At 57.5% G+C, this 23,805-nt stretch carries 24 protein-coding genes and 1 pseudogene; 15 read left to right on the top strand and 10 right to left on the bottom strand.

Annotation, left to right across the window (positions count from 1 at the left end; translation table 11 throughout):
• The first annotated feature begins 17 nt into the window (after positions 1-17).
• Positions 18-386 (top strand): response regulator, encoded by a 369-nt coding sequence (locus tag CRO62_RS02300; RefSeq protein WP_097099028.1) that lies wholly within the window; start codon positions 18-20, stop codon positions 384-386.
• Between the two features lie 153 nt (positions 387-539).
• Here the strand turns inward: CRO62_RS02300 and CRO62_RS02295 are convergent, their stop codons facing one another.
• From CRO62_RS02295 to CRO62_RS02255, 9 genes are all read right to left on the bottom strand, one after another.
• A complete protein-coding gene (locus CRO62_RS02295; RefSeq protein ID WP_097099027.1) occupies positions 540-1,397 on the bottom strand; it encodes a VOC family protein in 858 nt (285 codons plus the stop codon).
• 17 nt (positions 1,398-1,414) lie between these two features.
• Positions 1,415-2,017, bottom strand: coding sequence for an alkylhydroperoxidase domain protein (locus CRO62_RS02290; protein WP_097099026.1), 603 nt, complete (start codon positions 2,015-2,017; stop codon positions 1,415-1,417).
• Between the two features lie 12 nt (positions 2,018-2,029).
• Entirely contained in the window at positions 2,030-2,626 is a 597-nt protein-coding gene (locus CRO62_RS02285; RefSeq protein ID WP_097099025.1) for a CMD domain protein, read from the bottom strand.
• Between the two features lie 25 nt (positions 2,627-2,651).
• The gene (locus tag CRO62_RS02280) at positions 2,652-3,689 is read right to left on the bottom strand and encodes a putative FMN-dependent luciferase-like monooxygenase (protein ID WP_097099024.1); all 1,038 of its coding nucleotides are present in this window, start codon (positions 3,687-3,689) and stop codon (positions 2,652-2,654) included.
• Positions 3,686-5,338 (bottom strand): dipeptide ABC transporter ATP-binding protein, encoded by a 1,653-nt coding sequence (locus tag CRO62_RS02275; protein ID WP_097099023.1) that lies wholly within the window; start codon positions 5,336-5,338, stop codon positions 3,686-3,688. Before CRO62_RS02275 ends, CRO62_RS02280 begins: the two co-directional genes overlap by 4 nt.
• Entirely contained in the window at positions 5,335-6,219 is an 885-nt protein-coding gene (locus tag CRO62_RS02270; RefSeq protein ID WP_097099022.1) for an ABC transporter permease, read from the bottom strand. Before CRO62_RS02270 ends, CRO62_RS02275 begins: the two co-directional genes overlap by 4 nt.
• Positions 6,216-7,160 carry an ABC transporter permease gene (locus CRO62_RS02265; protein WP_097099021.1) on the bottom strand — a complete coding sequence of 315 codons (945 nt, stop codon included), beginning with the start codon at positions 7,158-7,160 and terminating at the stop codon, positions 6,216-6,218. Before CRO62_RS02265 ends, CRO62_RS02270 begins: the two co-directional genes overlap by 4 nt.
• Positions 7,161-7,223: 63 nt before the next feature.
• Positions 7,224-8,852: a TIGR04028 family ABC transporter substrate-binding protein gene (locus CRO62_RS02260; RefSeq protein WP_097099020.1), complete on the bottom strand. Its 1,629-nt coding sequence runs from the start codon at positions 8,850-8,852 to the stop codon at positions 7,224-7,226.
• Positions 8,853-9,305: 453 nt separating this feature from the next.
• Positions 9,306-10,301, bottom strand: a complete 996-nt coding sequence (locus tag CRO62_RS02255) for a LacI family DNA-binding transcriptional regulator (protein WP_097099019.1) — start codon at positions 10,299-10,301, stop codon at positions 9,306-9,308.
• Positions 10,302-10,498: 197 nt separating this feature from the next.
• Here CRO62_RS02255 and CRO62_RS02250 point away from each other — a divergent pair, with 197 nt between their 5' ends.
• The 7 genes and pseudogenes from CRO62_RS02250 to CRO62_RS02220 all read left to right on the top strand — a co-directional run.
• The gene (locus tag CRO62_RS02250) at positions 10,499-11,452 is read left to right on the top strand and encodes a sugar ABC transporter substrate-binding protein (protein ID WP_097099018.1); all 954 of its coding nucleotides are present in this window, start codon (positions 10,499-10,501) and stop codon (positions 11,450-11,452) included.
• A 126-nt stretch (positions 11,453-11,578) separates the two neighbouring features.
• Entirely contained in the window at positions 11,579-12,700 is a 1,122-nt protein-coding gene (locus CRO62_RS02245; protein WP_080802569.1) for an ABC transporter permease, read from the top strand.
• Positions 12,700-13,488, top strand: a complete 789-nt coding sequence (locus CRO62_RS02240; protein ID WP_097099017.1) for an ATP-binding cassette domain-containing protein — start codon at positions 12,700-12,702, stop codon at positions 13,486-13,488. Before CRO62_RS02245 ends, CRO62_RS02240 begins: the two co-directional genes overlap by 1 nt.
• Before the next feature lie 84 nt (positions 13,489-13,572).
• The gene (locus tag CRO62_RS02235; RefSeq protein ID WP_097099016.1) at positions 13,573-14,367 is read left to right on the top strand and encodes a TIM barrel protein; all 795 of its coding nucleotides are present in this window, start codon (positions 13,573-13,575) and stop codon (positions 14,365-14,367) included.
• 23 nt (positions 14,368-14,390) lie between these two features.
• Positions 14,391-15,410: a Gfo/Idh/MocA family oxidoreductase gene (locus tag CRO62_RS02230; RefSeq protein ID WP_097099015.1), complete on the top strand. Its 1,020-nt coding sequence runs from the start codon at positions 14,391-14,393 to the stop codon at positions 15,408-15,410.
• A gap of 108 nt (positions 15,411-15,518) precedes the next feature.
• Entirely contained in the window at positions 15,519-15,809 is a 291-nt protein-coding gene (locus tag CRO62_RS27775) for a MurR/RpiR family transcriptional regulator (RefSeq protein WP_097099014.1), read from the top strand.
• Between the two features lie 147 nt (positions 15,810-15,956).
• Positions 15,957-16,094 (top strand): annotated as a pseudogene (locus CRO62_RS02220) (IS3 family transposase); the annotation flags it as partial.
• Between the two features lie 216 nt (positions 16,095-16,310).
• On the opposite strand, the gene CRO62_RS02215 reads toward CRO62_RS02220, so the two are convergent.
• Positions 16,311-16,457 (bottom strand): DUF1127 domain-containing protein, encoded by a 147-nt coding sequence (locus tag CRO62_RS02215; RefSeq protein WP_020008944.1) that lies wholly within the window; start codon positions 16,455-16,457, stop codon positions 16,311-16,313.
• 293 nt (positions 16,458-16,750) lie between these two features.
• Here CRO62_RS02215 and CRO62_RS02210 point away from each other — a divergent pair, with 293 nt between their 5' ends.
• The 7 genes from CRO62_RS02210 to nac all read left to right on the top strand — a co-directional run bounded on the left by CRO62_RS02210 (position 16,751) and on the right by nac (position 23,716).
• On the top strand, positions 16,751-17,941 hold the full coding sequence (locus CRO62_RS02210) for an ABC transporter substrate-binding protein (RefSeq protein WP_097099275.1): 1,191 nt from the start codon (positions 16,751-16,753) through the stop codon (positions 17,939-17,941).
• A 21-nt stretch (positions 17,942-17,962) separates the two neighbouring features.
• Complete coding sequence (locus tag CRO62_RS02205) at positions 17,963-18,835, top strand: branched-chain amino acid ABC transporter permease (protein ID WP_097099013.1); 873 nt, start codon at positions 17,963-17,965, stop codon at positions 18,833-18,835.
• A gap of 42 nt (positions 18,836-18,877) precedes the next feature.
• Positions 18,878-19,864 (top strand): branched-chain amino acid ABC transporter permease, encoded by a 987-nt coding sequence (locus CRO62_RS02200; protein WP_097099012.1) that lies wholly within the window; start codon positions 18,878-18,880, stop codon positions 19,862-19,864.
• Entirely contained in the window at positions 19,861-20,634 is a 774-nt protein-coding gene (locus CRO62_RS02195; RefSeq protein WP_097099011.1) for an ABC transporter ATP-binding protein, read from the top strand. Before CRO62_RS02200 ends, CRO62_RS02195 begins: the two co-directional genes overlap by 4 nt.
• Positions 20,624-21,367, top strand: a complete 744-nt coding sequence (locus CRO62_RS02190; protein ID WP_097099010.1) for an ABC transporter ATP-binding protein — start codon at positions 20,624-20,626, stop codon at positions 21,365-21,367. Before CRO62_RS02195 ends, CRO62_RS02190 begins: the two co-directional genes overlap by 11 nt.
• A 36-nt stretch (positions 21,368-21,403) precedes the next feature.
• A complete protein-coding gene (locus CRO62_RS02185; RefSeq protein ID WP_097099009.1) occupies positions 21,404-22,612 on the top strand; it encodes an aspartate transaminase in 1,209 nt (402 codons plus the stop codon).
• A 165-nt stretch (positions 22,613-22,777) separates the two neighbouring features.
• A complete protein-coding gene (nac, locus tag CRO62_RS02180) occupies positions 22,778-23,716 on the top strand; it encodes a nitrogen assimilation transcriptional regulator NAC (RefSeq protein WP_097099008.1) in 939 nt (312 codons plus the stop codon).
• Positions 23,717-23,805: the final 89 nt, after the last annotated feature.

Here is a 23,805-nt window from a genome sequence, read left to right as displayed (position 1 = left end):
ACCAGAAATCTAAAGCCATGATCACTCAACGGACTACCGTTCTGGTCGTCGAAGACGAAGCTCTCGTAAGAATGGGAATTGTCGATGAATTGGAAGATGCGGGTTTCGAAGTCTTCGAAGCTGCCAATGCCACCGATGCGATTGGCATTCTGATCGCGAACACTCGGATCTCGGTGATGTTCACTGATGTTGACATGCCCGGCGGAGTAGACGGTCTTAAACTCGCGGCTTCAGTTCGGGATCGCTGGCCGCCCATCACCATCATCATCACCTCCGGCCATCGGATTGTTGATGTGGGCGACCTTCCCGTGCGTGCCCGGTTCATGTCTAAACCGTATAATCCTGACACGGTCGTTCGTTCGATAAGAGAGATGACTGGTCGCTAATCCAGTAGACATAGCTCTGGTCAAGTTGCAGGGCCGAAGGTTTCGATCCATTCAAGAGCAGGAACGTGGAACAGCGGTTCTCCTGTTTGAATCCGTTCAAACCAACGGCTGCAGAAACCGAAAGTCATAGGATCGCTTCACCACGGTTCTGTCTCAATGAAATTCCAGAATCACACCGCTCGTATGATTGGGCCCAATAACAAGCTTACCTCTTGATGTCTGCGTCAATGGAATGTTTTGCTCCTTCAAAAAGCGCCGTGTCTGCTCCAAGTCGCTGACCCTGATCTGAAGTGCGGCAAAGCCATTGCGAGGCGTCTTGTCCACATCAAGTCCGGTGTAAAAATCACGAAGTGCGGAATGGTCGAAAAATAACAATGGTGCTGAGTTATCGCCAGTTGCCACGCGGAAACCACCCTCAACCTCGCTCACATGGCCTTGTGCGTAAAATCCTGCGTAGGTTTCTGCCGTCGCGTAAGGGTCGTCGCTGATACCGATGATGCCGCCGAGACCAATCGCCCCGTTTGCGTGCTGCTGAAGCTCCGGGCGCCACACCATGTCGCGCGTTTCGTGCTGGCACAGGAAAAAGTGGCCGAGGGGAACTTGCTCGGCTTCGAAGCTCAGCGTTCGAAAGCTCGCAATGCCTTCACCGCCACCAGGGAGAGGCAAAGGTCGGGAAAAGGCGCTGGCCTCTCCGGTTCTTATCCCAATCGCGTTCAGAGCAGGTTTGGCAGCTTCGGTACTTTGCGTGCGATTGGCAATGGCTTGGAGACCCTCGCCATATTGAGCAAGCGTGTTGCGCTGTGACGTATTCTGTTCGGTTTCGGTGACGACGCCGAGAAGCTCGAGATAGTCGTCTTGAAACATGATCGTGTAATTGGCTGTTCCCTTTTGCGGGCTGTGTAGCCCGCGGGGTGACAGCGTGAAGCCAAGTCGACGATAAAGATCGGCGGTGGCATCGAGGTCATGGACCAGAAGATAGGTGTGGTCCACGCCAAGCACTGGATGGGTCATGAATGTTCGTCCGTTCGTTAGATTGCCGGGGTCGGCTCACCGATGGACAGCATCAGCCGGTTTGCCCAGTTGAAGAAGGCTGCACCATGGACGACATCGGAAATTTCTTCGTCAGAGAGGCCAGCGTCGCTTAGGCGTTTCTTGTGCTCAGAGCCGAAGGCCGAAGGGGTGGTGCTGAGCGCAACCGAGGCCGCGACGATGGCATTCCAGCGCTCGCCGAGGTCCGCCGTCACGCCTTCGTCTAGCAGCCTTTGTACATCGGCTTCGCGTTTTGAATATTGCGAGGCGAAACGCGAATGCACCGAAGCGCACAGAATGCAGCCGTTCAATCGTGACGCCGCCGTGGCCGCAAGTTCCCGCTCGGCGCGGGGAAGGCCGTCCTTTGTGTTGTAAAAAATGTCGTTGTCGGTTTTTGTGCGGGCTTCCAGAATATCAGGGTCACGTACGAGAAGCGCGAAATAGGGGTTCTTGGCGCGTGCTTTGTCGACCAAGGCTTCGTAATGCCGGTCTGTAAGTTCGGCCTCGGTGAGCGGTTGAAGCCAGGAGGTCCAGCCAATCTTGTCCTGGGTAAAAGCAACGGGCGGATTTTCGATGGCGGGTTCGATGATGGTGTCGGACATGAATATTCTCCGTTAGGCCGCAGCCAAGACCCTGAGACCAGAGACGATGCGGATCTGGAAGGCGAGGAAGGAAACAAGCTGGGAGAGGGTTACGACGCCGGTCGTGCTCCAGCCCGCAGTCAGAAGTCTTTGAAGGGATGCCGGGTTGGCATCTCTCGGACGGAAGGTCAGAAGATGCGCATGTTCGAGAGCCGCCGAGAGCCGTTCGCCAAGAACTGTTCTGTCTGCCTCACCAATGGTCAGGATCGGCCCCTCAGTATTTTCTTTGCTCAAAGGTCCTTCAGGATAATGGCCATAAGGACCTTTCGAAGCATTCAGTTCAGCCAGAGACTTCACAGTGGACAGAAGTGCTGAACCATTTCCCAACGCGGCCAGTTTCTCTCCATAGAAGGCGGCGATCGTCTGTTCGCCATGTAGCGCCGCAACGAAGGCGGCAACTGCAAAGCGTTCGGCAAGCGAAGAATCTTTTGTATCCGCTGGCTCGAAAAGCGCACTCCAGCTCTTCTGGGCGTGTTCTTTCGTAACGGGTCGCCTGTTGCGCAAGGCTTCAATGGTCGAGCCGGATGCAGTGCCAATGAGATGGTCGATAATGTCGATTGTATCAGTCATGGATGTCTCTTTTTAATGGAAAAGGTTACTGCGCTGCGACGAGCCGTTGTGCAGTGGGTTGGCTCCAGCCCAGCGCTGGGGCCACGTCCGAGGCAATCAGTTCTATCGAGCGAAGGATTTCTGCATGCGGCGGATCGATCGAGTGAACCTGAAAGGTGATGTCGGTGGCACGTGCAAGTGCACTGTCCTGTTCGAGCGAAGCGATCACGTCGTCGGGTGTGCCGACATGGCTGTCTAGGGCCTTGATCAAATCCTCGAGACTGTTGCCCGGGATGCGATGACCGGCCGCAGCAAAACGGTCGGCAACGCGGCGCAAACCGATCTCGGCAAATGCAAGCGCGCGTTTTCGGTCATCAGCGACGAACAGGCTGCGGGAACCCAGAATGCGGGGTGTTCGGCCTTTGGGTAGGCCTGAAAGATAGGCATCGATAATCGGGTTCTGTATCTCATTCAGCGTCGCAGCAGGATTGTCGGCGGGGCGGGGCTGCGTTCTGGACAACATCAGCCCGTCACCACTCAGACCTGCCAGACGCGCACCATTTGCGGAAAAGGTGGCAAGCCAGACCCGATCGAGAAGTTGCGGGGCATTTGGGTAAAGAAGGTTGCCACCATGCAAGGACTTCCCGGCCCATGCATCGCGGATGGTCGAGAGGTTTTCGGCGTAGATTTCGCCACGCCGATCGGACTCGATCCCAAAGGCTTCGAAAGACTCCCGCGTTCCACCGGTGCCGAAGCCAACCTGCAGTCGTCCTCCTGAAAGGAGATCGAGAACGGCAGTGTCTTCGGCCACACGCAGCGCATTTTCCATCGGCAGCGTAATCACGCCGGTGCCCAGACGTATCCTCGATGTCCGGGCTGCCACATGAGAGAGGAAGACGGCGGGCGATGGAAGGCCGCCTTCATCCGCATGAAAATGGTGCTGGGCGATCCAGGCGCTGTCGAAACCATTTTCCTCGGCGTGGATGATCTGCTCTACCGCAAGGCGATAACGTTCACCGGCAGGTACATCGTCGAGAAGACGGGTGAAAAAACCCAGGCGTTTCCGGGTGATGGTTTTGGTCATGATAGAGGTCCTGCTGGCAGCGGCTGCCGAGACGGCTCGGCACGTGGGAACTTGGTTCCCGGTATGGCTTCGATCAGTTCGCGGGTATAGGCGCTGGATGTCGACGAGAAGACGTCTGTTACCGTGCCATAGTCGACCTGCCGGCCGCTATGGAGAACCGAGACGGTATCGGCGATCTGTCGGACGACGGCGAGATCGTGAGACACGAACACGTAGGTCAGGCCAAGATCGCGCTGCAATTGCGCAAGCAGTTCGAGGATTTGTGCCTGCACGGTGACATCGAGTGCGGATACCGCTTCATCCAGCACAACTATTTCAGGGTCTAGCACGAGCGCGCGTGCTATAGCGACACGCTGACGCTGGCCGCCCGACAATGCGTGGGGCAGGCGCAAAAGGACCGCAGCGGGCAACCCAACCCGTTCTATGATGGCGCGCACGCGTGTCTCGCGCTGGTCGCGAGGAAGAGCATCGAAGTTGAGTAGCGGTTCCTCAACAATGGCCTGAACCGTCTGTCGCGGATCAAGCGATGCCCAAGGGTTCTGATAGACGAGCTGTACTTTGCGGCGGAACTGGCGAAGACCTTCCGAGCGAAGGCTTCCGACATCAATATCCCCGATGCGGATATTTCCGCCCGTTGGCTTTTGAAATCCGGCAATCGAACGGATGGTCGTCGTCTTGCCTGAGCCGGATTCGCCGACGATTGCATGGGTGGTGCCGCGCGCAACGGTAAACGAGATGTCGTCCACGGCCCGGAATTGGCTGCCGGTTGGAAGTTCGAAATCCTGTACCAGATTGGATATTGTGAGGGCGACGGGTCTGTCCGGCTCCACTGCCGGTCGTGGCTTGGCAACGGAAAGCGACGGGGCATCGGAAAGCAGCTTGCGCGTGTAGGCACTTTGCGGTGCCGCCAGCACGTCTGCGGTTTTGCCCTGTTCCTGGATATGCCCGCCTTGAAGCACAATAATCTTGTCGGAACGGTCGGCAGCGACACCAAGGTCGTGGGTGACCAATAGCACCGCAGTTCCGTATCCCCGGCGCAGATCATCGATCAGGTCGAGAATGCGGCGCTGCACCGTGACGTCGAGGGCGGACGTCGGCTCGTCTGCAATGATGAGTGCTGGTCGCAAGGCGATAGCGATGGCGATCAGCACGCGTTGCTTCATGCCGCCCGAAAGTTCATGCGGATATTGGCGCACACGAAGTTCCGGTTCCGACAGGCCGACATTGGTGAGAAGTTCGATGACTTTACGATCGGCTTCACGACGGTTGAGGCGACCGTGAATTTCAAGGATTTCGCGCACCTGCGCGCCGATGGTCAGGACCGGATTGAGTGAACTTCCTGGGTCCTGCGGCACGAGACTGACCACGGCACCGCGAATGGCACGCAGACGTTTTGCGTTCCAGCAGCTGATATCCTCGCCGTTGAGCAGGATGGCACCACTGTCGATCCGGCCGTTTTCGGCCAGCAAGCCGATCACCGCTTGCGCGGTTGATGTCTTGCCGGAACCGCTTTCACCGACCAGTGCCACGACTTCACCCGGCTGTACGGTAAAGGAGACGCCATGCACGATGACGGTGCGGCTGTCCCCTTGGCTATAGGAGACGTGAAGATCGCGGACGTCAAGAACAGGCCTATCGGATGTGCTCATCGTGTGCTCCTTCCGATCGATTGACTGACGCGATTGGCTGATAGCACCACGGCCACAACCACCAGACCGGGCGCTGCCGTCAGCCACCAAGCGGTGGCAAGATAGTTGCGACCTTCCGCAATCAGAAGGCCCCATTCTGGGGTTGGCGGTGGCGCGCCGTAGCCGAGAAAGCCGAGCGTTGAAATCTGTAGGATCGCCCAGCCGAACTGCACGGCAGTATAGGCAACGACCGAGACAAGTGAATTGGGCAGGATATGGCGCCAGAGTACTTTGCCGAATGTGCCGCCGCTACCGAACGCAGCCTCGACGAATTCCGCGTTCCTGACGCGCACCACTTCCGACCGCATAAGGCGCGCAAAACCTGCAATAGCCGTTGCGCCAACGGCAATCGCCGCATTGAACGTTCCGAAGCCGAGAAGGATAATGATGCTGAGGGACAAAAGCAGTGTTGGGATTGAGAGCAGCACATCGACGAGCCGCATCAGTGCTTCATCGATGCGTCCACGCACCGAACCGGCGACGAGGCCAAGCGCGCTACCGACGACAAGGCCGACACCAACAGCGGCGATGGCACCTGTCAGTGAATGGACTGCACCGTAAACGATGCGGGCAAAAAGATCGCGGCCAAGCGAATCCGTACCAAGCAGATGGACGGCAGATGGTGCCTTTAATTGCCCGCCCGGTATGCCTTGCAGCGGATCGTATGCAGTGAACAGCCAGGGCAGAAAGGCCCACGCCAGAACTGTTGCCAGCACCAGCCAGGCGAGTGCGAGGCCATAAGGGAAGCTTCGCACAGTTGCCCCGAAGCCACGGCGTTTGCTCACCCGTTTGTCAGGCTTGGAGGTGGTGGTGATTTGAACGAATGTGTCGATGCTGGTCATGCTGCGGCACCACTCCTGTGTCTGAGACGTGGATCGAGAAGAGGATACGCAAGGTCCACCGCCAGATTGATGGTGACGAAGGCTGCAGCCGAAATGACGACGACGGCTTGGAGGACAGAAATATCCTGATTGCTGACGGCTTTTTCAGTCAGCCCGCCAATTCCGTTCAGGCCAAAAACCGTTTCGGTGACGACAGCACCTGCGATCAGCTCACCGAACAACACGCCAGCAATCGTAAGTGTCGGAAGGATTGCGTTTCTAGCGACGTGCCGCCACAGAAGTCTTGTTTCGCTTGCCCCTTTGGCACGGGCCACGGCGACGAACGGACGGATGCGGATTTCGTCGATGTTACGAATAAGGATTTGCGCCAGCGGCGCGGCAATCGGCACCGCAAGCGTTGCCACCGGCAGAATAAGACTTTCCCATGGGCCGGGATTGATGACCGAGACCAGCCTGAGCCGGAAAGAGAAAATCTGGATTAGCATGATGGCCAGCCAGAAGACCGGGACCGAAATGAACAGAGAGGGTAGAGACTGTATGGCGTTTCGCAACCAGGCGAACGGTGCCATTGAAGACAGAAAGGCGATCAGCACCGCAAGCAACACGGCCGCAGCGAAACCGAGCCCCGCCAACCTCAGCGTCGGGGGAAGATTGGTGGCAAGCTGTGCCGAGACCGGAACGCCAGCCTGCAACGAATACCCGAAATCGCCTCGGAGGAAGTTGGCAAGCGTTTGTCCATACTGCACCACGATATTGGAATCGACGGCATAGGATTGCCGGATCTCTGCAACCTGATCGGCGCTCAAGCCAAATTCCGGATTGAGGAATTTGATCAGGACAGCATCGCCCGGCAAGGCCTGTAGCAATATGAAGGACAAGGTAAATGCCGCCCAGAGAACGAGCAGTGCCTGGCCGATGCGTCCGACAACATAGCGTTTCATATGATTGCTCCAAAAGGAGGACGGCAGTTTTGGGCTGCCGCCCTTTTCGGCTTGGGAGGCCTGTTATTTCTCGACCCATGTGCTGTAAAAGGATGGACGTCCGACCGCCTCAAACGCTACACCCTTGACATAGGGTGCTCCGGCAAAGGCCTGTGGCTCTTCGAAGATCGGCACTGTGTAAGCCTGATCGAGCAGATAGGCCTGCGCATCGGCAACCGCCTTCAAACGCTTTTTCCGATCCGGCTGAGACGCGATGTCATCGAGGATCGCATTGAGCTTGTCATCGGAGAAGTTTTTCACTTTGTCGCTGACGCCGCCCTTCTGCACCAGGGCATTGCGGTTTGTCGGGTAATACTGGCTCTTGATGACGTCAGGATCGGCGCGTCCGACCATGGCCACGGCCACAGGTGTCTTCAGCGGATCGAGTTCATCTACCACCTTGCTACCCGCGTCTCCTGCGAGCACGTTGAGCTTGACGCCAAGCTTAGACCATTGCTGGGCGATCAGTTGCAGCACCGCGCGGCTTTGTGGCTGCGGCAAGGATTCGTAGGAGGTGAGAACGAGCTTCTGGCCATCCTTCTCGCGAATGCCGTCCGCTCCCCGCTTGAAGCCTGCCTCATCGAGCAGCGATGCGGCCTTTTCCAGATCATACGTCAGCTTGTCGATCTGCGGGACGTAGCCGATTGCTGTCGAAGCGATAACGGATGTGGCCTTCGGATAGTTCTTGGAAAAGATCGTAGAAATGATCTCGTCGCGATTGACGGCAAGTGACAGCGCCTTTCGTACATTGATATCCGAAACCAGAGGATTGTCCGGGCGGAAGACGATGGAGTTGTTCACGCCGCGGGTGCTGGGTGCGTAGATGGTGAAGTTTTGCGCTTCCACCTGACCCTCGTCGTAGGCCTGAATCTGTCGAATGAAATCCGCCTGACCGGCCAGAAGCGCGCCGATGCGAACGCTATCTTCTGCGGCGATGATGTAGTTGATACCATCAAGATAAGCGCGGCCCTGATGCTCGAGCTTGGCTGGACCCCAATTGTAGTCCTCGCGGGCCTTCAGATCGAGCGACTTGCCAAGCGTTTCCGCCTCCACGACAAACGGCCCGGAACCAATGATCTTAGTCGCGTCACCGAGTTGCTCGAAGGGGAGCGCCAGCGTTGACAAGGAAACGATGCCCGAACCGATGACCGATGTGCCTTGCAGGAAGCCTGGGGAGGGTTTCTTGAAGTAGAATTTGACTGTCAGCGGATCAACGACCTCGCTGCGATCATAGTTGTTGACCACTTCCGAGACCGGTTGCTTAAGCGCCTTGTTGCCGAGACCGAAGGTGTCGAAGTTCTTAGCAACGGCAGCTGCGTCGACTGTCGTGCCGTCGGAGAACGTCACGCCAGGACGAAGTTTGAAGGTGTATTCCGTCGCGTTGTCGTTGACGGTCCAAGATTGTGCCAGCCAAGGCTCTATGTCGAGCGTCTTCGGATTTTGGTAGGTCAGCTTGTCGGTGATCTGGTTGAGAATCCCGCCATTCGGATAAAAGCCGCCCGCCGGAGGATAGAGATTGGTATGTGCCTGCTGCTCGAGATAAACGAGCGTGCCACCCTTGACGGGTTCATCGGCGGAGAGGCCGACGGTTGCGAAAGTGGTGGTTGCCAACAGCCCGAGGCTGAGAGCGATGAGTTTCCGATAGGGCATCATGAAGAGGTCTCGTGTTTGATTGGTGACACGAGCCTATCCAGTTGTCTAAGAAATCTATGGATTTACTATTCTATTTTTACCGCGAATCCAAAATTTTATTTTCTGATGATGGGTCTGCTCAACAATTGCATTCCGCGACACTCTATATGTGGCTGACGCCGCCATTCTCAGACTGAGTTTCCCAAATCGCTACTTTATCAAGTGTGCTTCGTACCAAGTCAGTCGCTTCAGCATCTGGAGAATCGCCCCGGCGACAATCAAGAAAATCAATGATGCGGACCTGTCCGACCGATTGCCGTCGGTTCTATTCCTCTCAAGGCGGTTGGTATGCACACTGCATGCCTGCCTCGTCGATGAAATCCAGTTCGGATGACACCCAAGCTTCCCCGCGACTTTGTGACGTTCCGATCGGATTGTCCTAAAGAATAGTCAACTCTGATCAGTGGACAGCGCTTATGTTGAGCGTCGAACGACAAGCTCTCCCCGGAGAGTTACAGTCTTCAAATCCGAGTGCCCCTTGATCATGCTCAGAATTGCATCAATCATTTCGTCGCGCGGTTGCTCATAGGTGGTAATGCCGTATCCGAACGAACCGGATATCTCGTAGTTATCGAAACCCACTATCGCAATATCTTCGGGTACCTGAAGGCGAAAGTTTGCCCGGATCTCATCCATTGCGCCCATCGCCAGAATGTCGTTTTCGCACATCAGTACATCGACGCGATCTTGCGGTGAAGTCTCGCTTAAGTACTTCCTCACCGAGGCCGCACCAGCGTCCAGACTATATTTTTCCGCGCTCATCTGGACGATGTTTTGGATGCCTTTTTCCGCCCAGAACTCCGTGAAGTAATGGCTTCTTTTTAAAGCCGTGGACAAAGCGGCAGCACCGCTCATGAAGCCCGGGCGTTTGTATCCCTGCGCATGAAGGTGGTCGACGATCTCCCTGAGCGCAAGTTCCGCGTCGCAGACAACCGCTGGCACGCCGTCGATCTGACTGTCACGTGCAAGCACGAACATAGGCGGCATGCCGTGTCCGTGCTGCAGGTCTGTCAGGGTTTCATCGCGAAACGCTGTACCAAACAGAATGATGGCATCGACCTGACGCTGGTCCGCATGGAGAAGTGCGTTCACATGGTTAAAGTGGCTGTTGATATTGATCAGCATCACGACCAGTCCTGCGGCCTGGAGTTTCTCGGTAAGCGCCTCAAGGAAAGGGAGTTTTTGCGGGTTGGAAAAGTCATCCACGAATACAGCGATCTGCCCCGTCGAGTTGGTGGCAAGGCTTCGTGCAAGAAGGTTCGGCGTGTAGTTCAAAGCTGCAGCGGTCTCCAGTACCTTCCGCTTGCTTTCGTCGGTAATCGATGCTCCCGGTGTGAAAGCGCGTATCACGGTCCACTTGGAGACTCCCGCCGCATCTGCCACCTGTTTAGCCGTTGCTCTCTTCCGCATAAACTCTCCGGTAATGGAACGTAAATTCCATTTTGTTGATTCAGTGAAATGAATGCTTGCTTTTAACGCATTCTGACATAACATGCACCTGCTTGCACCCGGTAGCAAACACATTTGCACCCGGTAGCAAACACATTTGCACCCGGTAGCATTCGAATTCGTCACTCAGAGGAGTGGGTGACATTGAGGAGGAAAAAATGAAATCCATTTGGAAGAATTTCGCTTCTGCGGCTATTGCCGTGTCACTGGTTGGCGCTTGGTCGGTTGGCGTCAAAGCCGATGAGCAGCCCAGCATCATCGCCGTCACTCATGGACAAGCTTCTGACCCCTTCTGGTCGATCGTGAAAAACGGAATGATGCAGGCCGGCAAGGACATCAATGCCAAGGTTGACTACCGGGCACCCGAGACCTTCGATATGGTCGCAATGGCTCAGCTCATTGAGGCCGCAGTCAATCAAAACCCGGCGGGCATTGTAATTTCCAATCCCGATCCGGATGCTTTGGGCCCGGCGATTGCCAAGGCAATCGCGGCCGGTATCCCCGTCATTTCCATGAACTCCGGCATTGCCGCCACGGAAAAGCTTGGCATCAAGCTTCATGTTGGCCAGGACGAACTTACCGCAGGGGTCAAGGTCGGCGAAAAACTCAAGTCTCTCGGCATGAAGCATGTGCTGTGCGTAAACCAGGAGGTGGGAAATGCCGCCCTTGACCAGCGCTGCGCAGGTACCGCCAAGGGCTTCGAAGGTGGAAAGGTAACGGTTCTGCCGACTTCCGCCGACCCGGCGGAAATTGAATCAAAGATCCAGGCTGCTTTAACCTCGGATTCTTCTGTCGATGTCGTACTTGGCCTGTCGGCACCGCTCGTCGGTGAGCGAGCGGTTGCTGTTGTCGAGAAGATGGGCAATGGCGACAAGGTCAAGGTCGCTTCTTTCGATCTCTCGGCCAATTTCCTGAAGGCTGTTTCGGAAGGCAAGGCACTTTTTGCCGTGGATCAGCAACCCTATCTCCAGGGATATCTGCCAGTCACATTCCTCGCGCTGAATGCAAGATATGGCACGATTCCTGCTGGAAACGTTGCCTCGGGTCCGAGCTTTGTCGAGAAGGATACCGCGGCTTCGGTGATTGAGAAATCCTCCCAGGGTATCCGCTGAGCGGGACCCATCCGGCAGCTCCCGCACCTCCAGCGAGGGCTGCCCTCATCGCCCGACATCCGATCCGCGTGAAGCGTGAACGGCAGCCGACGGCGCACGTAAACAACTGACATCTGAGGTACGACCATGACGCTGGCCAACGAACAGAACGGGTCCCCGACTCGATCCGACGAGCGCCTGAAAAAGGTTTCGACTTTGACCGCGCTTGCGCGACGTCCGGAACTCGGCGCAGTCGCAGGACTGGTGCTCGTCACAACATTCTTCATGCTGACCGCAAACCCCGCCATGTTCACACTTGCAGGCGTTGTAAACTTCATGGCGCCAGCTGCTCAACTGGGGATTCTTGCGGTTGGCGCGGCACTCTTGATGATCGGCGGCGAGTTCGATCTGTCGATCGGCTCGATGGTCGCGTTCGCAGGGCTAGTTTTTGGCACGGCCCTTGTGGTCCTTAACCTGCCGCTCAGCGTCGCGATCCTGATCGCGCTTGCTTTCGCCGTGGTCATCGGTGTCACCAACGCCCAGCTCACCATGCGCACCGGACTTCCATCGTTCATAGTAACGCTTGCGTTTCTCTTCATTCTTCGTGGCCTCACGCTCGTCGGACTGAAGTGGGCGAGCGGCGGTTCAACACAGCTTCGCGGCATGAGGGAAGCTGTGGCGGACAGTCCCCTTGCGCCGCTGTTCTCAGGCGATGCCTTCCCGGGCCTATTCACATGGCTTGGCAGTGCAGGCGTCATCGAGACCTTCCCCAATGGAACGCCGAAAGTCCCCGGTATCCCCGTAGAAATCCTCTGGTTTGTGCTGATTGCACTCGTCGCTACCTGGGTTCTGCTGCGCACGAGGTTTGGAAACTGGATCTTTGCATCCGGAGGCGACCCGAAGGCAGCTCGCAAGTCGGGTGTTCCCGTCGCGCGCGTAAAGACCACCCTTTTCATTGTTACCGCCATGTGCGCCACTCTTGTCGCGATCCTCACCGTGCTTGATGCGGGTTCAACGGACGCACGACGGGGATTTCAGAAGGAGTTCGAAGCCATCATTGCGGCCGTCATCGGCGGATGCCTGTTGACTGGCGGATATGGTTCGGCAATCGGTGCGTTCTTCGGATCGATCGTCTTCGGTATGGTTTTGATCGGTCTCACCTACACGTCAATCGACCAGGATTGGTACCTCGTCTTCCTCGGCGGGATGCTGCTGATTGCGGTTATTTTCAACAACATCATTCGCAAGCGTGTGACGGGAGAACGCTGATGAGCACGAGCCAGACACCACTCGTCGAGGTCAAGAACCTCGTAAAGCACTTCGGCTCGATTATCGCACTCAACGGCGTTTCGCTGAGTGTTCACGCAGGAGAGGTTCTGTGCCTCCTCGGAGATAACGGAGCCGGAAAATCAACTCTGATCAATACTCTTTCCGGCGTTCACAGACCGACATCGGGCGACTTCCTCGTCGAGGGGAAACGACATCTCTTTACCGGGCCAAGAGATGCGCTCGATGCGGGGATTGCTACCGTCTACCAGGATCTGGCGATGATCCCGCTGATGTCTGTCACAAGAAACTTCTTCATGGGTCGCGAGCCGTTGAAGGGCTTCGGTCCGTTCAAATACATGGACATGGAATTCGCGGATCGCGTGACCAGCGACGAAATGAAGAGAATCGGCATCGATGTTCGTGAACCCGGGCAGGCCGTCGGCACGCTCTCCGGTGGCGAACGTCAATGCGTGGCGATCGCACGCGCCGTGTATTTCGGGGCGAAAGTCCTCATTCTCGATGAACCGACATCTGCACTCGGTGTTGCGCAAACCTCGATGGTCCTGAAGTACATCGATCAGGTTCGTCGCAAAGGTCTGGGCGTGATTTTCATTACCCACAACGTCAGACACGCTTTTGCCGTCGGCAACCGTTTTACAGCTCTGAACAGGGGAAAGACGCTTGGCACATTTGCCAAACATGAAATCGACCTCGATGGCCTGCAGAACCTGATGGCCGGCGGCAAAGAACTCCAGTCGATCTCCGCGGAGCTGGGCGGCACCATCTGAAGACACTTGGAAACATGAATTTTGGCCCGGCGCATTCGCCGGGCCTTGGGACAGCCATATCCAAAATCCAGGGAACCACCCCAAATGAGCAGTACGAATAACACCCCGTTTCCGTTAGCCGCCTGCGCGGAGATGCTGTGGCGGGACAGGCCGATCGAATGGCGCGCTTCCCGATTGAAGGAGCAGGGATTTGGCGTTGGCCTCTGGAATTGGCCAGAGCACGACATTAGCAAGCTCGAAGCCACCGGTGCAACCTTCACAATTATGAACGGTTACCTGACCGGGCGCCTTACGGATGAAGAAGGTGCAGCCGAACTTTTGAGAACCGCGCGCGAAACAGCTCAGATCGGCAAACGTCTTGGCGTTCAACGCCTCAATCTTCACGGCACGGGGCTTGGGGATCGTGGACTACCGGTTCAGCCTGTCGAGGTCGTCACGGGAGCCATGTGGCTGAAGGCTCAGGATACGCTACGCCGAATCGTCGACCTCGCGGAAGAAGAAAACGTGGTTTTCACGCTGGAAAACCTCAACCTTCCCGTGGATCACCCCGGCGTGCCGTTCGGGCGCGCCGAAGACACGTTGGCACTCGTATCGAGCATCGACCACCCGCGCCTGCGTTTGAACCTGGACCTCTACCACGCGCAGATCGGTGAGGGGAACCTGATCGAACTTTGCCGCAGGAGCCTGCCGTGGATCGGTGAGATTCAGGTGGCCGATGTACCAGGGCGATTTGAGCCGGGCACCGGCGAAGTGAACTGGAAGGGGATCGCAAGAGCCCTGAGCCACATGGGCTACTCCGGCCCGATCGGAATGGAAGCATGGGCATCCGGAGATGCCGACACCGCGCTTGCTGCCTTCCGCGAAGCTTTCACTCTCTGATTTCAAGAACAGGACTAAAAATCATGACCAAGGTCAAAACAGTCAACGTCGGACTTATCGGGGCAGGGCGCATCGGTTCGTTTCATGGTGAGAGTGTCGCAAAAAGGCTTGTGGACGCGGAGCTGATAGCCATCGCCGACCCCGCCCCCGGAGCCGCTGCAAAGCTTGCGGAGAGGCTGGGCGCCGACGCTTCTTACACCGACGTCGCAGAAATGCTTTCTCACCCCGGTCTGGATGCGGTCATCATTGCGACACCCGCACGCTTTCACACCAATATCCTCGTGCAGGCTGCAGAGGCCGGCAAAGCGATCTTCTGCGAGAAGCCAATGGCACTCACGCTTGAAGATGCGGACCGCGGTATTGCGGCCGCCAAGGCCGCAGGCGTTCCGCTGCAGGTCGGTTTTAATCGTCGCTGGGACCAGGCATTTGCCGAAGGCCGCGAAGCGATCGATGCCGGAAAGGTCGGCGCGGTTCAACTCATCCGGTCGCTAACGCGTGATCCTGGTCCGTTCGGCGGCGACCCAGACAGGATTCCTTTGTGGACCATCTTTTATGAAACGTTGATCCACGACTTCGACACCCTGCTTTGGTTGAACCCCGGCGCAAAGCCTGTCGAAGTGTTTGCAATGGCAGATGCGCTGGTTCGCTCGGACGCACGCGATAAAGGCTTCCTCGATACCGCCGTCGTCAATATTCGTTTTGACAACGGCTCGATCGCGGTTGCGGAAGCAAACTTCTCTGCAATGTACGGCTACGATATTCGCGGCGAAGTATTCGGTTCGGGCGGAATGGTCACGATGGGCGATGTGAGACGTTCAAGCATGACACTGTTCGATGCAACTGGTGTATCCAACGACACATGGCGGCGCGATACGGACCACTTCATCCACGGCTATACGGCGCAGCTTGCCTCGTTTGTCGCAGCAGCCCGAAACGGCATCGTCGAGGGTGCGCCAACCGGAACTGACGCTCGTAACGCTCTGGCGATCGCGCTTGCTGCCATTCAATCCGTGTCGAAAAAACAGCCGGTTCCGGTGAGTTGAAAGCGTTACAGACAGGGGCGGATGCGGCCGTGTCCTCATCTTCCCCGTCCGCTCCAGCTTCGGCATTAACGCGTCGCTATGTGAAACTTTGATTGAGGGGAACTGGCAATGTGCAGAATTCTTATCGTCGAGGAACTGACGACACTTGACGAACTTGTCGACATCGTTTGTGCGTCTGACCAAAAGCTATCCAGCGATCAGGCATTGATTGCCAAGACAATTCTTTCTAGTCCAGAAATCATGGCGTTTGGCACGGCGAGGTCCGTGGCAGATCGTTGCGGCACCTCGCCGTCCACCGTTATGAGGCTGGCGACCTCGCTAGGATTTGCAAGTTTCAGAGAGCTCCGAAAACTTTTTCGTCAGCACGTTCGGATGACCTCGTCTCGTTCTTCAAAGTGAAATCAGCGAACAACGCTGTTAGATTATCTCAATCCATATGCACGGTATCCGAGAAACGAACTCAGCTTGCCGGAATCCCTGAGTGGTTGCGGAACGACGGGAACGGACTCGGCATATTCTCCCGGCTCGGTCCAAGTTCCTGAACTTCGTAGGGTCTATCGTACGCGCGATGAAGCACGTCGGGCTGTATTCGATTACATCGAGATGTTCTACAACCCGAAACGGAAACATGCCAGGAACGGAATGCTGTCGCCCGTCGAGTTCGAGAAGCAGCAGAAAATCTAACCCGAGGGTGTCTACGAAACTCGGGGCTATTCAACCGTCCGGTCTATGAAGTCGACTTTTACATCGCCACTCCGGCTTCTGAACCGTAACGTGCAACGCCGGGAACCGGCATCACCCCTTAAACGCGCAATTCAGGCAGAGAACTGGCAGACGCCAGGCACGCCGTTGCGTCATGGGCGAAGACCGACTGGGGACTAGAGTTGCTATCCTGTTTTTTTAGCGGCGGCCTTCAACGGCAGAACGGATATGCGAGCGGCTAACGCCGATGTCGGAAAGGCTTCTGTCGTCGAGTGCGCTAAGTTCGGCCATGGCGCGGCGATTGCGGAAGTAGTTGCGAACGGTGTCGTGGAGTTTCATTTTCATATGTTCCTTCAATGGTGTTGCACAAGATATGTCCATTCAGACGCAAAAAATACAGGCGTTTGCCTGCATGGAAGCCATGCAAAAAACGAAGCACCGCGTCTGGAATGAGAGAACCGGCCCCCGGCATAAGGAAACGCTATAGCGGCAGAAAGGACTTGTGTTGGCAAAACGTCCGGGGATGAACCTACTCTGCCTTGAAGATTAGCGTGACGTTGATCGACAAGAACCGCAAAAGCGGCAAAAGCTCGCCCGGTATAGCGCCGGAACAGATAAATCCGAAAAGGAGTGGGAACATGAAACACGGCATTACTCGCAGACTTCTACTGGTTTCCGCAGCAGTCGCTCCGATCCTGAGCCTGTCGCCGGCCATGTCCGTATCCGCTTATGCGGCCGATACGATCAGGCTTGGCCTCGTGGCGCCGATGAGCGGCCCGAATGCGCGCTATGGCGCCTTCTCGATGCATGGCGCTGAACTGGCGGTGAAGGACATCAATGCGGCTGGCGGCATCAACGGCCAGCAGATCGAACTCTTCAACGCCGACAGCCAGGGAACGCCGGTCGAGGGTGTTTCGGCGACCCGCCGCCTGATCGATCAGGACGAGGTCGATTTCGTCATTGGCGATGTCTCCAGTTCCGTCACACTAGCTATGCAGCCCGTCGCTGAAGATGCGGAGGTTCTGCTTCTGAACGCCGCTTCTTCCAACCCCAAGATCACCTATCAGGCGGGTGTCGGCGGTTTCAAATGGACCTTCCGCAATTATCCGACGGACGAGAATCGCGCGCTTGTGGTGGCGAAATACGCCGCCGAACAGCGTGGTTTCACCAAGTTCGCGGTGCTGTCGGTCGACAGCGATTATGGCCGTTCCGCCATCACCTTCACCAAGAAATACCTGCCCGACTTCAAGGGCGAGATCCTCAGCGAGGACTACTACAAGGAAGGCGAGGTCGACTTCCGCAGCGTGCTGGCGAAGATCCGCGACAACGGCGCGCAGGCGATCATCATGTATGGGCTGGCCGACACCACCCCCATCGTTGCCCGTCAGATGCTGGAACTCGGACTTGCCGGCAAGGTCGTGCTGATCGGTAACGGCGAATTCAACACGCAAAAGACGATCACCGCCGCGCCGAAGGCTATGGAAGGCGCCGTGGAGGCTGCAGCCTGGCTGCCGCAATTCGACTCTGCTGCCAGTAAGGCTTTCGTCGAGAAATTCACAGCCACGTACAAGGAAGCGCCCAACAATCACGCCTATGTGCATTGGGATACCGTCAACCTGCTCGCACAGGCGATCAAGGAGGCCGGAAGCGCCGACCGCAATGCGGTCCGCGAGGCTCTCTCCAAGATCAAGTACAAGAGCCCGGTCGGCGAGGTCACCTTCGATGACCACAACCAGGCGCGCCTTCCGATGATCCTGCTTCAGATCGAGAACGGCAAGCCCAGCATCAAGGGCGCCTACACGGCGGAAATCCAGTACCCTGCGAACTGACAGACCGGAAGGGGTACAGCCATGTTCTCGACAATTCTCGAGCAAGTCGTAAACGGCATCGTCACGGGTTCCGTCTACGCGATCGTCGCCGTCGGCATGACCATGATTTTCGGAGTGCTGAGAGCCATCAATTTCGCTCACGGCGAATATTACATGCTCGGAACCTTCGGGGCGTGGTTCGCCATCGATTATCTCGGCCTCTCTTATGAGGCGTCCATCGTCGTCGGTGTTCTTTCCACCGTGGTGGTGGCCTATGTGGTCGGCCAGCTTGTGATGCGCAGGATGGTGGGGGCGCCGGCGGAGTCCGGCGTGCTCGCCACCCTTGGCATCGCGCTGATCCTCCAGAACACGGTGATTTTCGTCTTCGGCGGCGGCTACAAGTTTTTCGCCGGCGGCTATATCGAGCCGATTTCCATCTTCGGTTTCACGCTGGCACAGCAGCGCATCATCATTCTCGCTGTGTGTCTCATCGTGTTTGTCGGACTTGAACTAATGGTGACCTACAGCCGCCTCGGCATGGCCATGCGGGCGGTCTCGCAGAACGTCGAATGCTGTGGCGTTGTCGGCATCGATGTGTCCCAGGTCGTGTTGCGGACCTTCGTCCTCGGAGCCGCGCTTGCTGCACTTTCGGGTGTTCTGACGGCTCCGGTCAATGTCAGCGTCTATGGCGGCATGGGGGAACTCATCACCTTCAAGACCCTGCCGATCATCATCATGGGCGGTCTCGGGAATGTTCGCGGAACCTTCTTCGCGGCCATGATCCTCGGCATCGCCGAAAGTCTCGTCGCCACCTATGTCGGGTTGCAGTTCCGCGACACTGTGGGGTTCGCGACGCTGATCCTGATGCTGATGTGGCGCCCACACGGCCTGTTTTCGACGCAGGCGCGCTTTTAGAAGTCGCGCCAGCCGAGTTTTCTCGAATTTTGAGGACTAGACATGTCTCTCACAGACACCGTTCCCCAGGCGCGCCGCCGCGATCTGCGCATTCCGCTTGCCACCGCCCTGATCGTCGTCGCACTTGCCGCGCCCTTCATCGGCACGCGCTACGTCACACACTCGCTCATCATTGCGCTTATCTTCATGTTGCCAGCGCACGGGCTCAACCTGCTCGTCGGTTACACCGGTCTGCTGTCGCTGGCGCAGGCGGCGTTCTTCGGCATAGGAGCCTATACGGCAGGCCTTCTGGCGGTCCATTACGATACGCCGTTTTACGTGAACCTCATCGCCTCCGGCCTCGTTACCGGTGTAATCGCCCTGCCGCTCGGCATTCCGGCGCTGCGTCTTCGTTCAACGTCCTTCGTTATGTGTACGCTTGGTTTCGTCATCATCGGCCAGGCGATTGCCAAGAATTGGATTTCGCTGACCCGTGGCGACATGGGCCTTTCCGGCATCCCCAAACCCTACTTCGAACTTGGCCCGCTTTCCTTCATCGTCAGCGGAACCACCAATTTCTATTATCTTGCGCTTGCCATCTGCGTACTCGGAACGCTTGCAGCATGGGCAATCGTCCGCTCGCCGGCGGGCCGCAACATGGTCGCCATCCGTGAAAACGAGACACTGGCGGAATCCCTCGGCGTCCCGACCTGGCGCTACAAGCTGATCGTCTTCATGCTGAGCGCCGTTTTTGCCGGAGTAGGGGGCTGCCTTTACGCCCACTATCTGACGGTGGTCAGCCCGCTGACCTTCCAGATGTATTATTCGACGACGATGCTGATCATCGTGCTCGGCGGCGGTGCAGGCATGATTTCGGGAACCGTCTTCGGCAGCCTGCTCTTCGTCGGACTGACAGAGGCGCTTCGCGTCGCGCCTGAAGTGCGGATGATCGCTTATGGCTTCTGCCTTCTCGTTCTCGTCTTCTGGTTTAAGAAGGGTTTCGCCCCCCTTATCAATCGCTTCTGGAACGCGATCGGAGGTTCGAAATGACGGCGCATCTTCCCATTCTCGAGATCAAGAACCTCAGCAAGTCCTATGGCGCAGTCAAGGCTGTCAATGATGTCAGCATGCACATCAATCGCGGCGAGATTGCGGGGCTGATCGGCCCCAACGGTTCCGGCAAGTCGACCTTCTTCGATTGCAGCACCGGGCTTGCGCGGCCGGACACCGGCAAAGTCATACTGGACGGGCAGGACATCACCGGCTGGTCACTCAACCGCATCGCCCGCGAAAGCCGCATGCTGCGGTCGTTCCAGAAAACGGTAACTTTCAAGGCGCTCGATGTGGAGGAAAACCTCATCATCGCTGGCCAGATGTTCACCTTTCCCTCGCTTTTGTCGACATTCGGTCTCGGCAGAATGTCGCGCCGTCGCGTGGCAGGGCTCAGGGAGCGGGCACGCGAACTGATCAAAATGGCGGGGCTGTGGGACGTTCGCCATCAGCCGGCCGGCAATCTTTCCGGTGGCCAGCAGAAACTCATTCAGTTCGCATCGATGCTGATGCCGGAACCGAAGATTATCCTCTTGGACGAGCCGATGGCGGGTATCAATCCGAAGATCATCGAGCGCGTGGTGGAGACGATCCAGTATGCGAACAAATCGCTGGGCGTCAGCTTCCTCGTCATCGAACACAATATCGATGTCGTCACCAGCATCTGCCACCGTGTGGTCGTGCTCGATCAGGGAACGAAACTGGTCGAGGGACTGCCGCATGACATCATCAAGGACCAGCGTGTGAGGGAGGCCTATCTTGGAGGCTAACACCAATCTTTCCATCAAGAGCGTGCGCGCGGGATACGGCAATCTCGATATCCTGAACGGCGTCGATCTGGAGGTGCCGGGCGGGCAGTTCGTAGCCCTCATGGGGCCGAACGGCGCGGGTAAATCCACTCTGCTCAAGACGCTCTACGGCATGACGACCATCAAGGAAGGCGGCATCGACTGGCGCGGCAAGAACATTGCCGGATCTACCTCGCGGGCCATTCTGGGCGAGGGGATATCTTTCGTGCCGCAGGGCCGTTGCAACTTCCCGGTCATGACTGTCGACGAAAACCTGCAGATGGCCGCCTATACCATCCGTGACGCCAAGGTGAAGGCGGATCGGGACTATGTCTACGACCTTTTTCCGATTCTGAAGACGCGGCGCTCGACGCTTGCAGGCAACATGTCCGGCGGCGAGCAGCAATTGCTCGAAGTGGCGATGGCGGTTCTGCAGCGGCCGAAGGTGCTTCTGGTCGACGAGCCCTCGGTCGGTCTGTCACCGGCCGCTATCGGCATCGTGTTCGACGAGCTCCTGCGTCTGCATGCCAACGGCATGACCATCCTGCTGGTCGAGCAGAACACCAAAAAGGCAATGGAGGTGGCGCAACGCGCGGTTATCCTCCGTCTTGGCAAGGTGATCTGGGACGGCACGCCGGCGGAGATCACCCATGACGAACTCGGCGAACTGTTCCTGACCGGAAAGATGCGCGGCGAACTCGAAGCCGCGCACTGACAAGCCCATAGCCATCAATCCAGACGAGGAAATCCCATGAGCACTTTTGTGCCTGCATCACGCGTGTCGAGAATTAAGGTATCGCCGAGCACGGCGGCTGCGGCCCGCGCCCGGGAGCTGAAGGCCGCCGGTCGCGACATCGCCGACCTGACGGTTGGCGAGCCGGACTTCGATACGCCCGAGGCCGTCAAGGCAGCGGCGCATGCGGCCATAGACCGGGGCGAAACCAAATATACTTCGGTCAACGGCACGCCCGCGCTTCGCAAGGCGATCATCGGTGACTTCCAGAAACGTCTCGGCATTACCTATGGCGATAGTGAAATCTGCGTGGGCGGCGGCGCCAAGCAGATCCTGTTTCTGGCGCTGATGGCAAGTGTGGAAAACGGCGCCGAAGTCATCATCCCGGCTCCTTACTGGGTGTCTTATCCTGACATGGTCATCGCCAATGACGGCACGCCCGTCATCGTCGCCTGCCCGGAGCAGACGGGATTCAAGCTGACAGCTAAGGCGCTGGAAGCGGCGATCACGCCGAAGACGATGTGGCTAATCCTCAACGCTCCCTCGAACCCGACGGGTGCGGCCTACAGCGAGGCGGAGCTGAAAGCGCTGGGTGAGGTGCTGCTGCGCCATCCCAATGTCATGGTGCTTTCCGACGATATTTACGATCAAGTCTGGTTCAAGGACGAGCCGATGAAGACCCTTGTTGCCGTCGTTCCGGAACTGAAGGATCGGGTGCTACTGACCAATGGCGTTTCCAAGTCCTATGCGATGACGGGATGGCGGATCGGTTATGGGGCAGGGCCTGCCGCACTCATTGCCGCCATCAACAAGTTGCAGTCTCAGATGTCATCCTGCCCGTCCTCCGTTAGCCAGGCCGCTGCCGCCCACGCGCTTTCGGGTGACCAGGCATTCGTGACGGAAAGCGTTGCGGTCTACAAAAAGCGGCGCGACTACGCTTGCGAGCGCCTGAACGCCATCCCCGGCCTCTCCTGCATGGTTCCGGATGGGGCATTCTATCTCTTCCCAAGCTGCGCCGGCGTGATCGGCAAGACCACGGCGGACGGCAAAGTGATCGAAAACGATCTCGACTTTGTCCTCTATCTCCTCGACAGCGTCGGAGTGGCGGCTCTTCAGGGCGCCGCCTACGGGCTCTCGCCCTATTTCCGCATCTCCTTCGCCACCTCAATGGACGTGCTTGAGGATGCCTGCAACCGCATCGAACGTGCTGTGGCGGCGCTGCGTTAAAAACAGATCGGGCGCGCGGAAGGATTCTTTTGCGCGTCCCACAGAGTTTGGCCTTCGGATCAAGGAAAAAGCACTCTATCCCATTGAAATTACGTACTCTCGCTGCAGAAATCGATTTCTGTTTCTGCGCCGATGCGCTAGGGTTTCCGCATAAAGTGGGGACCGATGAGCGTCGACTTCAAAAAACTCAAGAGCTTCGTCAAGATCGTCGATACCGGCAGCGTTTCGCGTGCCGCCAGCATCCTTCGCGTAGCCCAGCCAGCGCTGTCTCAGCAGATCGCCTCCCTGGAGCAACACTTCAAGCACCAGCTTCTGCTGCGCAGCAATGTCGGCATCACGCCAACCGAAGCCGGCTTGATCCTTTACCGCCATGCACAGATCATGCTGAAGCAGATCGAGCAGGCGCAGACTGACATTGACCGCTCGACGCGCTCGCTTTCCGGCCGCGTCTCCATCGGACTTGCGACCTATTCCTCGTCGAGTGCGCTATCGTTGCCGCTCATCAAGGAGATGCGGGCGCGATTTCCTGCCATCACGGTTCATATCAACGACAGCTTCGGCCATATCCTCAGCGAGTTGATCATGACCGGCAAGATGGACATGGCACTCATCTACACGTCCGATCCGATCAAGGGCGTGACGCTGGAACCGCTGTTTCGCGAAGAGATGTTCCTTGTCTCGCCCGCCGATATGGTGCTGCCCGCCGAGCCGGGTCAGCCGCTTCCCCTCTCAGTGCTCGATGGCCGACCGATGCTGCTGCCAAGCAAGGCGCATTTCCTTCGTCGGCTCATCGATGAGGGCCTGGCACGGGCGCGCGCGAAGCCGGAGGTGATTTCAGAACTGGAATCGGTGCCTGCGCTGGGGGCCGCGGTACTGGATGGCCTCGGCTCGACCATCCTTCCGGCCTCGGTTGTACTGGAAACCGCGAGCTTCAGCGGCGCGCAGCTGCATCCCCTCACAACCCCAGTCATCGATGCCACGGTGTCGCTTTGCGTCTCCGATCACATGCCGCTCTCCGAACCGGCGCTGGCGGCGCGTTCCGTGCTTCTCGAAATCGTGACGAAGCTGAAGAGTGGGCATCATCCGGGCATCCGTGCCGTGTGAATCGCTATAAGCAAACCCTATGGCGGCAGACCGAGGTTGTGTTGGCAAAGGCCGGCCGAACGTTTCAATTTCCCATCAGTGAACGGGCC

Origin of the sequence: Rhizobium sp. AN6A (genome assembly GCF_900215635.1) — a bacterium.
In the GTDB taxonomy this organism is placed as follows: Bacteria; Pseudomonadota; Alphaproteobacteria; order Rhizobiales; family Rhizobiaceae; genus Agrobacterium; species Agrobacterium tumefaciens.
Note: the sequence above shows the minus strand (reverse complement) of the source record. Positions and strands in the feature narration are given on the sequence as shown.

Coding starts and splice junctions, on each gene's coding strand:
- CRO62_RS02235 (WP_097099016.1), top strand. CDS start 13,573: ATGAGCAGTACGAATAACACCCCGTTTCCGTTAGCCGCCTGCGCGGAG.
- CRO62_RS02215 (WP_020008944.1), bottom strand. CDS start 16,457: ATGAAAATGAAACTCCACGACACCGTTCGCAACTACTTCCGCAATCGC.
- CRO62_RS02205 (WP_097099013.1), top strand. CDS start 17,963: ATGTTCTCGACAATTCTCGAGCAAGTCGTAAACGGCATCGTCACGGGT.
- CRO62_RS02280 (WP_097099024.1), bottom strand. CDS start 3,689: ATGACCAAAACCATCACCCGGAAACGCCTGGGTTTTTTCACCCGTCTT.
- CRO62_RS02240 (WP_097099017.1), top strand. CDS start 12,700: ATGAGCACGAGCCAGACACCACTCGTCGAGGTCAAGAACCTCGTAAAG.
- CRO62_RS02210 (WP_097099275.1), top strand. CDS start 16,751: ATGAAACACGGCATTACTCGCAGACTTCTACTGGTTTCCGCAGCAGTC.
- CRO62_RS02270 (WP_097099022.1), bottom strand. CDS start 6,219: ATGACCAGCATCGACACATTCGTTCAAATCACCACCACCTCCAAGCCT.
- CRO62_RS02200 (WP_097099012.1), top strand. CDS start 18,878: ATGTCTCTCACAGACACCGTTCCCCAGGCGCGCCGCCGCGATCTGCGC.
- CRO62_RS02285 (WP_097099025.1), bottom strand. CDS start 2,626: ATGACTGATACAATCGACATTATCGACCATCTCATTGGCACTGCATCC.
- CRO62_RS02295 (WP_097099027.1), bottom strand. CDS start 1,397: ATGACCCATCCAGTGCTTGGCGTGGACCACACCTATCTTCTGGTCCAT.
- CRO62_RS02260 (WP_097099020.1), bottom strand. CDS start 8,852: ATGATGCCCTATCGGAAACTCATCGCTCTCAGCCTCGGGCTGTTGGCA.
- CRO62_RS02290 (WP_097099026.1), bottom strand. CDS start 2,017: ATGTCCGACACCATCATCGAACCCGCCATCGAAAATCCGCCCGTTGCT.
- CRO62_RS02250 (WP_097099018.1), top strand. CDS start 10,499: ATGAAATCCATTTGGAAGAATTTCGCTTCTGCGGCTATTGCCGTGTCA.
- CRO62_RS02245 (WP_080802569.1), top strand. CDS start 11,579: ATGACGCTGGCCAACGAACAGAACGGGTCCCCGACTCGATCCGACGAG.
- CRO62_RS02300 (WP_097099028.1), top strand. CDS start 18: ATGATCACTCAACGGACTACCGTTCTGGTCGTCGAAGACGAAGCTCTC.
- CRO62_RS02230 (WP_097099015.1), top strand. CDS start 14,391: ATGACCAAGGTCAAAACAGTCAACGTCGGACTTATCGGGGCAGGGCGC.
- CRO62_RS02185 (WP_097099009.1), top strand. CDS start 21,404: ATGAGCACTTTTGTGCCTGCATCACGCGTGTCGAGAATTAAGGTATCG.
- CRO62_RS02195 (WP_097099011.1), top strand. CDS start 19,861: ATGACGGCGCATCTTCCCATTCTCGAGATCAAGAACCTCAGCAAGTCC.
- nac (WP_097099008.1), top strand. CDS start 22,778: ATGAGCGTCGACTTCAAAAAACTCAAGAGCTTCGTCAAGATCGTCGAT.
- CRO62_RS02255 (WP_097099019.1), bottom strand. CDS start 10,301: ATGCGGAAGAGAGCAACGGCTAAACAGGTGGCAGATGCGGCGGGAGTC.
- CRO62_RS27775 (WP_097099014.1), top strand. CDS start 15,519: ATGTGCAGAATTCTTATCGTCGAGGAACTGACGACACTTGACGAACTT.
- CRO62_RS02265 (WP_097099021.1), bottom strand. CDS start 7,160: ATGAAACGCTATGTTGTCGGACGCATCGGCCAGGCACTGCTCGTTCTC.
- CRO62_RS02275 (WP_097099023.1), bottom strand. CDS start 5,338: ATGAGCACATCCGATAGGCCTGTTCTTGACGTCCGCGATCTTCACGTC.